This window comes from Streptomyces sp. NPDC045899 (assembly GCF_056431485.1).
The window spans coordinates 75,140-89,712 of record NZ_JBWKKP010000011.1 but is presented as its reverse complement, the minus strand read 5'-3'; the positions used below and the strand labels follow the sequence as shown (position 1 = coordinate 89,712).

The following is a 14,573-nucleotide window of genomic DNA, read 5'->3' as shown; positions in this document are numbered from 1 at the left end:
CGCCTCCACGGTGCTCGGTGTCGCCACCGACGCTAGGGAGGGCGCGTTACCGGCCTGTGGCGGCAGGTGACACCGGCGAAACCTTGCTCTCACCCGGGCGGACGCGGGGCGGTGAGGGCCGGGGCGGACCGGATGCGCGCCGGGGTCGTCAGTGCATGTCCTCCGGGCGCGGGAGCCAGGCGTTGCGGGGGCGGTCCAGCCAGCGGTGACGGGCGCCGAGGTCGTGCGCGGCGGCGAGCAGCGCGGTCAGCCCGGGGTGACGCAGGCCCCTGCGCCAGACGACGGAGACCGGGGAGAGCGGCACCGGGTCGATCAGCGGGCGCAGCACCGTACCGGGCACCTGGACGAACTCCTCGCTCGCCAGCACCGACCAGCGCCGTTTGGTCACCATCCGGATGAACTCCGCCTCGCCCCCGATCTCCGGGAACGGTTCGGCCACCGCGATCCCGCGCCCGGCGAACAACTGCCCGGCCAGATCGGTCCACTCGGCGGTGGCGGCGTTGCCCGCGGCGGCGTAGAGGGTCTCGCCCGCGAGGGCGGCCAGCGGGATCCGCTCCCGGTGGGCGAGCGGGTGGTCCTCGCGCAGGACGACCGCGATCCGCTCGTAGCGCACCGGGCGGTGTTCGAGACCGGCCAGCACCGCCGGGTCCAGACCGCGGGCGCGGCCGAAGGAGACGTCCAGGCGCCCGGCGAGCAGTTCGGCGGCGGCGCCGGTGAGGCCGCTGTGGTAGCGGGCCACCAGCTCGGTGTCGGCGGCGAGCCGCCGCCGCGCCTCGTCAAGCACCCGGCTGCCGGTGCTCACCGGCGCGCCCACGTCCACCAGCAGCGGACGGTCGCTCCCGCCGCCCGCGGCCGCGGCCAGCTCGTCCTGCGCCGCGAGCACCCGCCGCGCGTACGGCAGCAGCCGCTCGCCCTCGGCGGTCAGGGCGACCTGACGGGTGGTGCGGACGAACAGCTCGGCGCCCAGCTCCCGTTCCAGCCTGCGGATGTCACGGCTGAGCGCCTGCTGCGCGACGTAGAGGCGGGCGGCGGCACGGGTGAAGTGCAGTTCGTCGGCGACGGCGGCGAAGGCCCGCAGCAGCCGCGGTTCGATGTCCCGGTTCACCCCTCCATATTGACAACCCAGATGCGTCAATGGGGCCCGATCAGGTGTTGGACGGGAAACGGGCACGGCCAGGACCGTAGAGGGGTGATCCTCTTCCTTGCCTCCCGGCCCGTCGTCCGCCGTGTTCCGCCGCCCGCCCGCGGCCGGGCCCGCCGCCGTCGCCCGCGTCGGCTTCCGGCGTTCCTGGCCCCGTACGGGCGGCTGCTCGCCACCCCGGGCGCGCTGGCGTTCACCCTCGCGGCGTTCACCGGACGGCTGGCGGGGGCGATGCTCGGGGTCGCCAACGTGCTGATGGTCGCCATGGCGCGGGACTCCTACGCCCTGGCGGGCGCCGTCTCGGCGACCGGGGTCGCGGTCACCGCGGTGACCGGCCCGCTGCTCGGACGGCTGGTGGACCGGTACGGACAGGCGCGGATCGCGGTGCCCTCGGTGGTGGTGTTCGCGCTGGGCGCCGCCGCGATGGTGCTGTGCGTCCACCACGGCGCCCCGGCCTGGGCGCTGTTCCTCTGCGCGGCGGGCTCCTCGGGCGTCCCCAGCCTCGGTGCGATGACCCGCGCCCGCTGGGCGGCGCTCCACCCCGACGACGCGGCCGCCCGGCACACGGCCGCCTCCTTCGAGCAGGTCGTGGACGAGGTGTGCTTCATGGCGGGCCCCGCGCTGGCCATGGTGCTGTGCACGGCGCTCTTCCCGGAGGCCGGCCTGATCACGGCGGCGGCGCTGCTGGTGACCGGCACCCTGCTGTTCGCCGCCCGGCGCCGCACCGAACCGCCGCCGCACCCGCGCCCCGCCGCCGGGGAGCGCGCCGTCCCGCTGACGCGCACCCCGGGGATGCGGGCCCTGCTGGGCACCTTCCTGGCGACGGGCGCGGTGTTCGGCTCCATGGAGGTCGCGACGGTCGCCACCGTACGGTCCTTCGGCGGCGCCGGGGCGAGCGGCGCGGTCCTCGCCCTCCAGGCGGCCGGTTCCTGCGCCGCCGGGCTGGTCTTCGGGGCGCTCCCGCTGCGGGGCGCGCTGTCCACCCGGTTCGTGACGGGGGTGGCCGCCATGGCCGTGGCCGTCCTCCCGCTGCTGGCGGCGGACAGCCTGGCGGCCCTGGCCCCGCTGCTCTTCCTGGCCGGCATGGCGACCGCGCCCACGATGATCACCGGGATGTCCCTGGTCCACCGGCTGGTCCCGCCCGCCCGTCTCAACGAGGGGATGACCACGGTCTACACCGCTCTGCTCATCGGCATCTCGGCGGGCGCGGCGGTGGGCGGCTGGACGGCGGACCACCTGGGCTCCGCTTCCGTGTACACCACCCCGGCAACGGCCGCGGCCCTCGCCCTGACCACGGCCCTGGCAGGCCACCGCCGCCCAACCCCCCGCCCCTGACCGGGCCGGGTGCCCTACGCCCCGGCCGGGGCGACCCGGCGGGGTGGCCGATGCCCGACGGACGGGTCCGGGGCCCGCGGCACCCCCTCCGCACCCGGCCTGGCCCCGAGCCCTTCGTACGGCAGGACGGGGAGACCGCCGAGGGCCTGACGTACCGTCCGCGCGCGGCGATGCGAGACCGCGACGGCCGCACCGGTCAGCGGAAGGCCGCTGGGCCAACGGCCCGTCGGGCGTATGCGGCCCGCACCGCGCGCACCCGCCCGACGGGGGCGAGCCGACGGGACGATGCCGGACAGACGGAGTGCGGGGCCCACGGCCACCGCGCCACACCCGCCCGACGGGACGATGGCGACGGACGGGTGCGCAGCCCACCCACACCCGCCATGCCCAACCGGTCCGGGCTCCGCGGCCCGGCAGCCGTCGCGGGGCCGTACCGGCCGGGCGGCCGCGGGGGCCTCCCCTCCCCGATCCCCGGCCGGGGAGGCGACCGCTGGGCCGATGGGGGCAACATGCGGGTGTGGGGGCGCGGGTGGGTATACGGCGGCGCTACGGTGCGGTTTCGCGCCCGGACGTCGAACCGCCGCTATCCGAGGGGACGTACGTGTTCGTGACAGGCTCCGCCGCCCGGCCCCAGCGCCGTCGCGCGGCCCTCCGCGCCTTCGCCGCATCAGCCCTGGCCGTCGCCCTGTTGACCGGCTTACCACCGGCGAGCCCGGCCCCGGCCGGGGCACAGAGCGGCTATCCGTTCCGCGATCCGCGGCTGCCGCTGCGGACACGGGTGGACGATCTGCTGCACCGGCTCACGCTCGACGAGAAGATCTCGCTGCTCCACCAGTACCAGCCCGCCATCCCCCGGCTCGGCATCCGGCCGTTCAAGACCGGCACCGAGGCCCTGCACGGAGTGGCCTGGCTCGGCGAGGCCACCGTCTTCCCGCAGGCGATCGGGCTCGCCTCGGCCTGGGACCCCTCGCTGATGCGGCGGGTCGGTTCGGCCGTGGGCGACGAGACCCGCGGCTTCCAGCGGCAGCGGCCGGCCGGCTGGGGGCTCAACGTCTGGGCCCCGGTGGTCAATCTGCTGCGCGACCCCCGCTGGGGCCGCAACGAGGAGGGCTACTCCGAGGACCCGTTCCTGACCGGCGCCCTCTCCACCGCGTACGGCAAGGGGCTGGAGGGCGACGACCCCGACCACCTCAAGACCGCCCCCACGCTGAAGCACTACCTCGCCAACAACAACGAGGTGAACCGCACCACCACCTCCTCCGACCTCCGCCCCCGCGTGCTGCACGAGTACGACGAGGGCGCGTTCCGGCCCGCGGTCGCCGCCGATGCCGCGACCGGGGTGATGTCGGCGTACAACCTGGTCAACGGCCGTCCCAACACGGTCGACCCGGATCTGAACGACACCGTGCGCCGCTGGACCCGGCGCGATCTGTTCCACGTCACCGACGCCCAGGCGCCGGGCAATCTGCTGCCGGGGGTGCAGAACTACTACCCCACCCCGGCCGAGGCGGACGCCGCCGCCCTCACGGCGGGCATCGACAGCTTCACCAACGACAACACCGACCCCGGCCCCACCCGCGCCGCCCTGCGCACCGCGCTGGACCGGGGACTGATCGGCGTCGCGGACGTGGACCGGGCCGTCCGGCACACCCTCTCCCTCCGCGTCCGGCTGGGCGAGTTCGACCCGGGCGGCGGCCCCTACGGGGACATCGGCCCGTCGGTCATCAACAGCCCCGCCCACCGGGCGCTGGCGCGTGAGACCGCGGCCGAGGCGATGGTGCTGCTGAAGAACCGGAACCGGACCCTTCCGCTGGATCCGGCGCACACCCGCCGGGTCGCGGTGGTCGGCCCGCTCTCCGACACCCTCTACACCGACTGGTACTCCGGCACCCCGCCCTACCGGGTCACCCCGCGGAAGGGCATCGCCGCACGGCTGGAGGCCGCCGGCTCCGGCACCGTCACCAGCCGCGAGGGCGTGGACCGCGTCGCCCTGCGGAACGCGGAGACCGGCGCCTACGTCACCGCGGGCGGCGGTGCCGCCGGGGCCCCGCTCAAGGAGAGCTCCGGCCCGGCCGGGCCGGCCGGGGAGTTCGACGTCTACGACTGGGGCGGCGGGGTGGTGGCCCTGCGGGCCGCCGCCAACGGCCGTTACGTCGGGCTCCACGAGGACGGCACCTTCGTCAACGACCAGACCGAGCCCAACGGCTGGTTCGTCCAGCAGCAGTTCCGGCTGGAACGGCAGCCCGACGGCACGTACCTGCTGCGCTACGCGGGCTACGACACCCAGGAGAGCTGGTTCGGCGACAAGGAGTACCTGGCGGCGCGCGAGGACGGCACGCTCGCCCTCACCACCCGCGAGGACGCCACCCACTACACCCGGGAGGTCCGGAAGGACGGGGCGCGGGAGGCCGCCGAGGCCGCCCGCGGCGCGGACGCCGCCGTCGTCGTGGTCGGCTCGATGCCGCTGATCAACGGCAAGGAGGACCACGACCGCACCGACATGGGTCTCGCCCGGCAGCAGGAGGAGATGGTCAGGGCGGTCAAACGGGCCAACCCGCGCACGGTCGTGGTGGTCGAGAACAGCTACCCCACCACCCTCAACTGGGAGCAGGAGCACGCCCCGGCGCTGCTGTGGACCACCCACGCGGGTCAGGAGACCGGTCACGCCCTCGCCGACGTCCTCTTCGGCCGGGTGAACCCGGCCGGGCGGCTCACCCAGACCTGGTACCGCTCGCAGCGGGACCTGCCGAGCATCCTCGACTACGACATCATCCGCTCCGACCGCACCTACCAGTACTTCCGCGGCCGTCCGCTCTATCCCTTCGGCCACGGGCTGTCGTACACCAGCTTCCGCTACGGCCAGGCGCGGCGGGTCCCGGGCGGGGTCGAGGTCCCGGTGACCAACACCGGGTCCCGGACGGGCGACGAGGTCGTCCAGCTCTACACCCACCAGCGGACCTCCCGCGACAAGCAGCCGCGGCAGCGGCTCCGGGCGTTCCGCCGGGTGACGCTGGAGCCCGGCCGGACGAAGACGGTCCGGCTGCCGCTGCGCACCGCCGACCTCGCGCACTGGGATGTCACCCGGCGCCGCTGGGTGGTGGAGAGCGGCAGCTACGACCTGAGGGTGGGCGCCTCCTCGGGCGACATCCGCACCCGTACGGAGTGGCGGGTGCGCGGTGAGACGATCCCGCCCCGCGATCTGTCCCGCCGTACGCGGGCGGCGGACTTCGACGACTACGCGGGCACCCGCCTGGCCGACGCCTCCAAGGTGCGCGGGGACGCGGTCGCCGCGGGTCCGGACGGCGGGCGTCTGGTCTTCCGCGACGCGGACCTCGGCCGGGGCGCGTCGCGGTTCACCGTGCGGGCGGCGAAGGAGACGGCGGGCGCCGCCACGGTCCAGGTCCGCCTGGACTCCCCCACCGGCCCGCTCGCCGCCACGGCCCGTGTCCCGAGCACGGGTTCGCGCTACGCCTACCGCACGGTGACCACCGCCCTGACCGCCGCGGCGGGCCGCCGCGACGTCCACCTGATCCTCGGCAAGGGCGTCCGCGTCACCACGTTCGCGCTCCGCTGAGGAATCCCGCCTGGCGCCTAGCAGGTGTGTGGTTTGGTCCAGGCGCATTCCAGGGCCGCGGACCGGGCCGAACGGGGCGCCGGGCGGGGGCGGACCGCCTCCGTGCCGTCCGCACCGGACTTCGCCAGGGTGACCACGATCGCGTCCTCCAGCCGCTTCACCGACGGCACGAGGAAGTTGTTGAGCACCACGCTGTAGACCAGTTCCCTGCCGTCCGCGTCGGTGACGTACCCGGAGAGCGCGGAGGCGCCGGTCAGGGAGCCGGTCTTGCCGCGGGCGTTGCCCGCGGCGGGGGTGCCGCACATCCGGGTGCGCAGGGTGCCGCCGATGAGGCGGTCGGGGTCGCAGGCGACCGGCAGGGCCGCGTACCAGTCGGCGTACCAGGGCTGTCGCCGCACCGAGAGCAGCAGTTCGGTGAAGTGCCCGGCCGTCACGTTGTCCATCCGGGACAGCCCCGAGCCGTCGACCTGGCGCAGCGTGCCGACGTCCACGCCCTGCTTCTTCAGCCAGTCGGAGACACCGGCCAGTCCGGCGGCCCAGGTGCCGCGCCCCGCCGTCTCGTAGCCGATGGCCTTGGTGAGCACTTCGGCGTGGATGTTGTTGGACAACTTCATGAAGGGGACCAGCAGCCGCTTGAGCGGCATGGAGCGGTGCGCGGCCAGCGGCCGGGCACCGTCCGGGGTGGCCCGGCCGAGCCGGGTGTCACCGGCGACGCGCACCCCGTGCCGTGCCAGCGCGTCGGCGAAGACGGCGGCGGCGTGGCCGGTGGGCTCCCAGACGCTGACCCATTCCTTGGCGGCCGCCGCCCCGGCGGGAACGCTGCCGCTGAGCGTGAGGGTGTTGGAGCCGTGGCCGCGCTCGACGGTGAGGGTGCTGCCGCTGCCCGCGGCACCGGTGGTGGCGCGGTTCACCACGCGCGCGTACGGGGTCCTGGGGGTGACCGCGGCCGTCGGGCGGGCGCCGGGCCGGGCGCCCGGGGTGGTCTCGACGATGACGCTGCCCGCGTCGTAGTCGGTGTCCGGGGCCACGCTCAGCGCGGAGATCTGGGCCGCGTAGTACGACGACTCGTCATCGGCGGCCCATGAGCGGCCGACCCGCTGGTCGTCGAACCGGGTGTCATCGGCGACCAGCTGCCCGGTCACCCGGCGGATCCCGGCGTCGGCGACCGCCTCGGCCAGCCGCTCGTAGTCGGCGGCGAGCAGCGTCGGATCACCGGTGCCGCGCAGATACAGATCGCCGCGGAGGGTACGGCCGTGGCGGGTGCCGTCGGTCAGGACGTCGGTGCGGAAGCGGTGGTCGGGGCCGAGCACCCCCATCGCGGCGGCGGAGGTGAGCAGTTTGGTGTTGGAGGCGGGCATCAGCCGGTCGTCGGGCCGGTGCCGGTAGAGCACGGCGCCGCTCCCGGCGTCGGCGACCACCACCCCCGCGGCGCCGCCCTTCAGGGAGGGGTCGTCGAGGATGGTGTCGATGGCCCCGCCGAGTCCGGGGCGGGGGGTGTCCGCACCGGCCGGGGAGCTCCAGCTGAGCGTGCAGGCCAGCCCGATGACAAGGGGGACCACGGGCCAGGTCCGGGCGCGCGTACGGCGGTTCACGCGACTCTCAGGTCTCCTCATGGCACCGGAGCATCCCGCACCGCGGACCGCGGCGACAGGGCGCGCACGGTACGGCGCGTCAGTCCCGGCGCAGCAGCGCGGCGATGACCGACTCCAAGTAGCGGGTCCGCTCGGCGTCGGCGGGCAGGGACCGGGGCACCGCGTGGACCAGCTGGGTGTGGCCGAGGTAGCTGGTGTACGCCAGCAGCCCCCGGCGGCGCGCGTCCTGCGGAGGGAAGCCCAGCTCGGTGAAGAGCCGCGCCAGATAGCCGATCCGGCGGTCGCTCACCCGCCCCAGCGCCGCGGCCACCTGCGGATGGTGCGCGGTGGCCAGCAGGGAGACCTCCAGCGGGTCGTCGGCGGCGGACGCGGTCGCCTCCGCGAAGAGCGTGCGCAGCCGCCGCTCGGGATCCGGTTCGCCCTCCAGCTCGGCGATGATCGCCTCGGTGGAGATCTCCTCCCAGCGGGCGAGCGCGGCCTCGATCAGCGCGTCCCGGTGGGGGAAGTGCCAGTAGAAACTGCCCTTGGTGGCGCCCAGCCGGGCGGCGAGCGGTTCGACGGCCACGGCCGCGAGCCCGCCCTCGCCGATGGCGGTGAGTGCCGCGTCCGCCCAGTCCCGCGCGCTCAACCGCCGCTTCGCGCCGTCGCCTTGGGGGGCCCGCACTCGCCGCTGCACCATGACCATACGGTACCGTACGGTAAAACATACGGCAGCGTATGGAGGTGCACGGTACGCATGCGTACGGTCCGCAACATCCACGAACGCACCATCGAAGCCCCCGCCGAGGCGGTCGGAGCCCTGCTCGACCGGCTCTCCTCCGCCCATGACCCGCTCTGGCCGAGCCCGGCCTGGCCGCCGATGCGCTTCGACCGTCCGCTGGGCGTCGGCGCCGAGGGCGGCCACGGTTTCGTCCGCTACCGGGTCACCGCCTACGAGCCGGGCCGCCGGGTCCGGTTCGACTTCACCCCCGGGGAGCACGGCTTCCACGAACTGACCGTGGAGCCGCTGGCGCCCGGCCGCTGCCGGGTCCGCCACGTACTGGAGGAACGGCAGCGCGGTACACAGTGGCTGGTGTGGACCCTGGCCGTCCGCTGGGCCCATGACACGGTGGTCGAGGAGCTCTTCGACAACATCGAGCGGGTCGCGGCCGGAACGCACCGGGCCCCGCTCCTCTGGTCGCCATGGGTCCGGCTGCTGCACCGGGTGCTGTGGGACAAGCCGGTCGCCGCACCGGTGCCGGACGCCGCCCGGCTGGCCCGCACCGCCTTCGAGCGGACCGACTTCTCCGACGCCTGGCGCATGGAACTCCACCCCGGGATGCCCCGGGACCCGGAAGCGTGGCGGGACGTGCTGCGCGGCGCGTCCTTCCCCGTCCGGGGGCGCGCCGACGGCGAAGTGCTGCTGGGCGAGGACGCCGGGCACCTGGACTTCCGGGCGTCCGTCCTCGTCGAGCCCGGGCACATCACGCTCAGCACGGTCGTCCGCACGCACAACGCGCGCGGACGCCTCTACTTCGGGGTCGTCAGACGCTTCCACCCGGTCATGGCCCGGCTGGCGCTCCGGCGCACCCACCGCCGTCTGGCCCTGGCCGCGCCGAGCGCCGGGGAGCGGGCACTGGCACGGCGCTGAGGCCGTCCGGAAACGACGAAGGCCCTGCCTTCCGGCAGGGCCTTCGTCTTCGTGGAGATGGCGGGAATCGAACCCGCGTCCACCGGTGCAGAAACAGGGCTTCTCCGAGCGCAGTCCGCTGTGATTTTCTCGGCCCCGGAGATCACGCGGACAAGTCTCCGACGGGCTCAGTCACTGTTTGATTTCCCACTACACCCCGTGACCGGGTCTAGTGGTTTAGTTCCCTAGTCGATGCCAGGATCCGGGTCGGGAACATCCCCGGGCTGACACTTCGCAAGTCGCTACTTAGGCAGCGAGGGCGAAGGAATCGCGCTTGGTGTTGGCGATTATTGGTTGCGACATATGGTTTACGAGATCATTGCCGCTTCCTCGGCTCGCTTCCCCTGCTTCGACAGCCGCTGTCGAAACCGATCATCCCCATGTGGTGTTTTCAAAGGTGGTGCCGCGCCCTCGGAGGGGCACAGCGCCATCATAGGTGAACAACGCGCGACGGGGCCACATCATTCCCGCCCGCCGGGTGCACGCCCGGCGCACGGCGCCCCGGTCAGCCGCGCTGGCGGCGTCGGGCGGCCGAGATCGCCCGGTCGGTCTCACGGCGGTCCTGCTTCTCGCGCAGGGTCTGCCGCTTGTCGTACTCCTTCTTGCCCTTGGCGAGGGCGATCTCGACCTTCGCCCGGCCGTCCTTGAAGTACAGCGCCAGCGGAACGAGCGTATGCCCGGTCTCCTGGGTCTTGCCGAGCAGCTTGTCGATCTCCGCCCGGTGCAGCAGCAGCTTCCGCCTGCGCCGCGCGGAGTGATTGGTCCAGGTCCCCTGGGAGTACTCGGGGATGTGCACGTTGTGCAGCCACGCCTCGCCGCCGTCGAGCTGCGCGAAGCCGTCCGCGAGCGAGGCCCGGCCCTGGCGGAGCGACTTCACCTCGGTACCGGTGAGCACCAGACCGCACTCGTACGTGTCCAGGATGTGGTAGTCGTGCCGCGCCTTCTTGTTCTGCGCGATCAGCTTGCGACCCGTCTCTTTAGCCATAGCGAGGACATTCTCGCACTAGGACCCGCCCCCGAGGCCACTCAATACCGTGCGGGCGCGGGCTTCGGCGCCGGGTCCGCTGTCGCCCGTGACCGACAGATCGGGGGAGATGCCCTCGCCGTCCACACTGCGGCCGGCGGGAGTGCGGTAGTGGCCGACGGTGAGCTCGGCGACCGAGCCGTCCGGCAGCTCGCTGGGCATCTGCACCGAACCCTTGCCGAAGGTCCGGGAGCCGACGACCACGGCGCGGCCACGGTCCTGGAGGGCGCCGGTGAGCAGCTCGGCGGCGCTCATGGTGCCGCCGTCGACCAGGACCACCAGCGGGCTGCGGGTGTCCCCGCCCGGCTCGGCCTCCAGGACGCGCTGGGCGCCGCGGACGTCGTAGGTGGCGACCAGGCCGCCGTCGAGGAAGGAGGAGGCGGTGGTCACGGCCTCGGTGACCAGCCCGCCGGAGTTGCCGCGGAGGTCGAGCAGGATCCCCTCACCGTCCGGGACGCGGTGTACGGCGCGGCGGACCCGCTCGCCCGAGCCCCGGGTGAAGGAGTCGACCTTGATCCGTACCGCCCCGGCGTCCGGACCGCCGAGGCGGTCCACGGTCACCGGTTCGGTGGCCAGCCGGGCCCGGTGCAGGGTCTGCCGCCAGCTGTGCCCGTCCCGGCGCAGTCCGAGGGTCACCGGACTGCCCGCGGCGCGCTCGGCGCGGCCGCGCAGCCGGGTGACGACATCGGTGACGGGACGCCCGGTGACACGTACCCCGTCGACGGTCAGCAGCCGGTCACCGGAGCGGATCCCGGCCTCGCGGGCGGGACTGCCGGGCTGCACCCGGTCCACCTCGATCCGGCCCTCGCGGCCCTGGCGGGCGGAGATCCCGGTGCCCACGTAGACACCGTCGAGTTTGCGGCGGAACCCCTCGTACTCCCGGGCGCTGTAGACGGCGCCCCAGCGGTCCCCGCTGCGGCTGACGACCTCACGGGCGGCCTCGGAGCCGGACTTGCCGTCCTGCTGGGCGGCGGCCGCGGCCGCCTTCACCTGTTCGCTCTCCACGGAGCCCAGGACCGCGTGCGCCGGTATCCGGTCCGCTCCGGGGTGACGCCCGTTCTCCGCCTCGGCGTCCCAGGAACCGGCGGCCGCGCCGGTGGCCAGCACGCTCACGAAGACCAATGTCAGGGCGGCCCCACGGCGAATGCGGCGGGGTTGGACGAACAAACACGGGCCCGACATGCCGGTGAGTGTAGGGCACCAACGGGCGCCGTACGGCGGGTTGTCCGGTACGGCGCCCGGGGCGAATGTCACACCTTGAGGTACTTGCGGAGCGCGAAGAAGGCCGCGAGGGCGGGCATCAGCAGCCCGATCGCCAGTACCAGCGGCAACTTGGCGAGCACCGCGTCCCAGCCGATGAAGTTGATCACGTCGATCTTGTCCACCAGCCAGTTGTTGACCAGGAAGTACTGCCCGCTGACCAGCAGTACGCAGGCGAAGCCCGCGCCCAGCAGCCCCGCGATGGCGGCCTCCATGATGAACGGCATCTGGATGTAGAAACTGGACGCGCCGACCAGCCGCATGATCCCGGTCTCCCGGCGGCGGCTGAACGCCGAGACCCGGACCGTGTTGACGATCAGCATCAGCGCGACCACCAGCATCAGCGTCATCACCGCGAGTGCCGCGAAGTTCATACCGTTGAGCAGGTTGAAGAGGTCGTCGACCAGCTTCTTCTGGTCCTGCACCTCCTGCACCCCTGGACGGGCGGCGAAGGCGGTGGAGATGACGTCATAGCGCTCGGGGTCCTTCAGCTTGATCCGGAAGGACTCCTGCATCTGATCCGGGGTCAGCGAGTCGGCGAGCGGCGAGTCCCCGAACTGCTCCTTGTAGTGCTTGTACGCCTCCTCACTCGTCTCGAAGTGCACCGACTCCACGATGTTCATCTGCTTGAGCTCGGACTTGATGTCCTGCTTCTGGGCCTCGGTGACGGCCCCCTTGGCACAGTTGGCCGAGGTCTCCTTGTCGTTCTTGTTGCAGAGGAAGATCGAGACGTTGACCTTGTCGTACCAGTAGCCCTTCATCGTGCTCACCTGCTCGCGCATGAGCAGGGACCCGCCGAACAGGGCGAGCGAGAGGGCGACGGAGACGATCACCGCGAAGGTCATCGTGAGATTGCGGCGGAGACCGACGCCGATCTCCGACAGGACGAACTGGGCGCGCATGGCGTCCTTTCAGTGCTGGTAGCCGTAGACGCCGCGGGACTGGTCGCGGACGAGACGGCCCTTCTCAAGTTCGATCACGCGCTTGCGCATCTGGTCCACGATCTGCTGGTCGTGCGTGGCCATGACGACGGTGGTACCGGTCCGGTTGATCCGGTCCAGCAGCTTCATGATCCCGACTGAGGTCTGCGGGTCCAGGTTGCCGGTCGGCTCGTCGGCGATCAGCAGCATCGGACGGTTGACGAACGCGCGCGCGATGGCCACCCGCTGCTGCTCACCGCCGGAGAGCTCACCGGGCATCCGGTCGTCCTTGCCCCCCAGCCCCACCAGGTCGAGCACCTCGGGCACGGTCTTGCGGATCGCGGTCCGCGGCTTGCCGATCACCTCGAGCGCGAACGCCACGTTCTCGCCGACCGTCTTGTTGGGGAGCAGCCGGAAGTCCTGGAAGACCGTCCCCAGCTGGCGGCGCATATGCGGCACCTTCCAGTTGGACAGCCGCGCGAGATCCTTGCCCAGCACATGGACCGCGCCATGGCTGGCCCGCTCCTCCCGTAGGAGGAGTCGCAGGAAGGTGGACTTTCCCGACCCCGAGGAACCCACCAGGAAGACGAACTCGCCCTTCTCGATCTCGAGCGAGACGTCCCGGAGTGCAGGGCGGGTCTGCCTGGGGTAGGTCTTGGATACGTTGTCGAATCGGATCACTGAAGCACCACGGTCGACCTGGGTAGCGGTACGGGCAGCCGCCTGAGCGGCTCCCGTCGGTGAGCGTGACCATACGCGAACCGTGTGCGAGCTCGCAGCGCCGATCCACCTTGGTGCGTTTATTCACGGCACTATTGGGGGCAAACGGTTGACAAACTGACCGCTGGGCCATTCGGCGCGGCCACGGAACCGGTACGGATACGGCACGGAATCGTGCGGGGCGCGCCGAACCGGGCGGAAGCTGGCACAGTGGAAGGGGAACCAACCCATTTCCGTGAGCGTTGGGCCCGTGTCTACTGCGGCACCGCCGCGCGGGAGGAGAAAGCGCATGACGTACGACAGGCTCGTCTGCGCCAACTGCGCGAGCCCGGTCAGCGAGGGCCGCTGCCCGGTCTGCCGGGCCAGCAGGGAGCGCCTTCAGCAGCAGGACGGGCTGTTCGCCGGTATGACGCCGGCCGCCCTGATAGCGCTGCTGGTGGGGCTGATCGCGGTGGCCCTGCTCGCCCATGAGGTGGCCGCCGCCGGAGCGTGACGCCCGGTAGCCGACCACACACCCCGACATACCGAGGGGCCCGGAGCTCTGCAGCGCTCCGGGCCCCTCGTCATGCTCACGGCCTGTGAACGATCAGGCCATCGTGACTACGTTCGGTGATCAGGCCACGTTGTTGCGGTTGACCAGACGCGGAACGAAGCGGAAGCCGATTCCGCCCGCGATCATCGTCGCGGCGCCGACCAGCAGGAACGTGGTCTCACCGGCACCGGTCTCGGCCAGCTGCTCCTTGGCCTTGCCCTGCTCGACCGGCTTGGAGCCGACGTTGTCGGTGTCCGTGTTGTCGTCGCAGTCGGTGCTGTCGAGGTCCACGGTGCAGGTGGAGTCGTCGCCGTTGTCGCCGCCGCCACCGCCCGGGGCGGGCTTGGTCGGCTCGTCGGTCGGGTCGTCCGTCGACGGCGGGTCGGTGGGCTCATCGGTGGGCGGGTCCGTCGGCTCGCCGGTCGGCGGGTCGGTCGGCTCGTCCGTGGGCGGGTCGGTCGGCTCATCGGTGGGCGGGTCCGTCGGCTCGCCGGTCGGCGGGACCGTCGGGTCGTCCGTGGGCGGGTCGGTCGGCGGGTCCGTCGGCTCATCGGTCGGCGGGTCCGTCGGGATCACGGTCGGGTCGTCCGTGGGCTCATCGGTCGGGTCGGGCGCGGGAGCGCCCACACTCGCACCGATGTCCACACCCTGCTCATCGGCGCTGACCGAGGCTCCGACACCACCGATGCCGACATCCACACCCACGGCCGATGCGGCGCCGGCGGCGGTGAGCGACGCACCGGCGGCGATCACCGCGCCGGCGGCTATGCGCGCGATCCGCAGCCGCGTCTTCTTCGTCATCTGCC

General features: G+C 72.9%; 12 protein-coding genes and 1 other RNA gene. 4 read left to right on the top strand and 9 right to left on the bottom strand.

Annotated features, from left to right (window positions below; genetic code table 11):
• Window positions 1-148: 148 nt before the first annotated feature.
• Complete coding sequence (locus AC07FT_RS18135; RefSeq protein WP_479177059.1) at window positions 149-1,105, bottom strand: LysR family transcriptional regulator; 957 nt, start codon at window positions 1,103-1,105, stop codon at window positions 149-151.
• 84 nt (window positions 1,106-1,189) lie between these two features.
• Here AC07FT_RS18135 and AC07FT_RS18130 point away from each other — a divergent pair, with 84 nt between their 5' ends.
• Window positions 1,190-2,476 (top strand): MFS transporter, encoded by a 1,287-nt coding sequence (locus AC07FT_RS18130; RefSeq protein ID WP_479177058.1) that lies wholly within the window; start codon window positions 1,190-1,192, stop codon window positions 2,474-2,476.
• A gap of 673 nt (window positions 2,477-3,149) precedes the next feature.
• Entirely contained in the window at window positions 3,150-6,050 is a 2,901-nt protein-coding gene (locus AC07FT_RS18125) for a glycoside hydrolase family 3 C-terminal domain-containing protein (protein WP_479177202.1), read from the top strand.
• A gap of 17 nt (window positions 6,051-6,067) precedes the next feature.
• Here AC07FT_RS18125 and dacB read toward each other — a convergent pair whose 3' ends face one another.
• Both dacB and AC07FT_RS18115 read right to left on the bottom strand, forming a co-directional pair.
• Window positions 6,068-7,663, bottom strand: coding sequence for a D-alanyl-D-alanine carboxypeptidase/D-alanyl-D-alanine endopeptidase (gene dacB, locus AC07FT_RS18120; protein ID WP_479177057.1), 1,596 nt, complete (start codon window positions 7,661-7,663; stop codon window positions 6,068-6,070).
• A gap of 58 nt (window positions 7,664-7,721) precedes the next feature.
• Window positions 7,722-8,327: a TetR/AcrR family transcriptional regulator gene (locus AC07FT_RS18115; RefSeq protein ID WP_479177056.1), complete on the bottom strand. Its 606-nt coding sequence runs from the start codon at window positions 8,325-8,327 to the stop codon at window positions 7,722-7,724.
• A 51-nt stretch (window positions 8,328-8,378) separates the two neighbouring features.
• On the opposite strand from AC07FT_RS18115, the gene AC07FT_RS18110 reads away from it, so the two are divergent.
• On the top strand, window positions 8,379-9,272 hold the full coding sequence (locus AC07FT_RS18110; protein ID WP_479177055.1) for a DUF2867 domain-containing protein: 894 nt from the start codon (window positions 8,379-8,381) through the stop codon (window positions 9,270-9,272).
• 49 nt (window positions 9,273-9,321) lie between these two features.
• Here AC07FT_RS18110 and ssrA read toward each other — a convergent pair.
• The 5 genes from ssrA to ftsE all read right to left on the bottom strand — a co-directional run bounded on the left by ssrA (window position 9,322) and on the right by ftsE (window position 13,196).
• Window positions 9,322-9,691: a transfer-messenger RNA gene (gene ssrA / locus AC07FT_RS18105) on the bottom strand.
• 125 nt (window positions 9,692-9,816) lie between these two features.
• Complete coding sequence (gene smpB, locus AC07FT_RS18100; RefSeq protein WP_479177054.1) at window positions 9,817-10,296, bottom strand: SsrA-binding protein SmpB; 480 nt, start codon at window positions 10,294-10,296, stop codon at window positions 9,817-9,819.
• 18 nt (window positions 10,297-10,314) lie between these two features.
• Entirely contained in the window at window positions 10,315-11,517 is a 1,203-nt protein-coding gene (locus tag AC07FT_RS18095) for a S41 family peptidase (protein WP_479177053.1), read from the bottom strand.
• A 68-nt stretch (window positions 11,518-11,585) separates the two neighbouring features.
• Window positions 11,586-12,497, bottom strand: coding sequence for a permease-like cell division protein FtsX (gene ftsX, locus AC07FT_RS18090; RefSeq protein ID WP_471203200.1), 912 nt, complete (start codon window positions 12,495-12,497; stop codon window positions 11,586-11,588).
• A 9-nt stretch (window positions 12,498-12,506) separates the two neighbouring features.
• Window positions 12,507-13,196 (bottom strand): cell division ATP-binding protein FtsE, encoded by a 690-nt coding sequence (ftsE, locus tag AC07FT_RS18085; RefSeq protein WP_471203202.1) that lies wholly within the window; start codon window positions 13,194-13,196, stop codon window positions 12,507-12,509.
• Window positions 13,197-13,524: 328 nt separating this feature from the next.
• On the opposite strand from ftsE, the gene AC07FT_RS18080 reads away from it, so the two are divergent.
• Window positions 13,525-13,728 carry a hypothetical protein gene (locus tag AC07FT_RS18080; protein WP_479177052.1) on the top strand — a complete coding sequence of 68 codons (204 nt, stop codon included), beginning with the start codon at window positions 13,525-13,527 and terminating at the stop codon, window positions 13,726-13,728.
• Between the two features lie 120 nt (window positions 13,729-13,848).
• Here the strand turns inward: AC07FT_RS18080 and AC07FT_RS18075 are convergent, their stop codons facing one another.
• A complete protein-coding gene (locus AC07FT_RS18075; RefSeq protein ID WP_479177051.1) occupies window positions 13,849-14,568 on the bottom strand; it encodes a hypothetical protein in 720 nt (239 codons plus the stop codon).
• Window positions 14,569-14,573: the final 5 nt, after the last annotated feature.

Bases quoted from the DNA above. Each gene is read 5' to 3' on its own strand.
- dacB (WP_479177057.1), bottom strand. From the start codon at position 7,663: ATGAGGAGACCTGAGAGTCGCGTGAACCGCCGTACGCGCGCCCGGACC.
- AC07FT_RS18115 (WP_479177056.1), bottom strand. From the start codon at position 8,327: ATGGTCATGGTGCAGCGGCGAGTGCGGGCCCCCCAAGGCGACGGCGCG.
- AC07FT_RS18110 (WP_479177055.1), top strand. From the start codon at position 8,379: ATGCGTACGGTCCGCAACATCCACGAACGCACCATCGAAGCCCCCGCC.
- smpB (WP_479177054.1), bottom strand. From the start codon at position 10,296: ATGGCTAAAGAGACGGGTCGCAAGCTGATCGCGCAGAACAAGAAGGCG.
- AC07FT_RS18095 (WP_479177053.1), bottom strand. From the start codon at position 11,517: ATGTCGGGCCCGTGTTTGTTCGTCCAACCCCGCCGCATTCGCCGTGGG.
- ftsX (WP_471203200.1), bottom strand. From the start codon at position 12,497: ATGCGCGCCCAGTTCGTCCTGTCGGAGATCGGCGTCGGTCTCCGCCGC.
- AC07FT_RS18080 (WP_479177052.1), top strand. From the start codon at position 13,525: ATGACGTACGACAGGCTCGTCTGCGCCAACTGCGCGAGCCCGGTCAGC.
- AC07FT_RS18075 (WP_479177051.1), bottom strand. From the start codon at position 14,568: ATGACGAAGAAGACGCGGCTGCGGATCGCGCGCATAGCCGCCGGCGCG.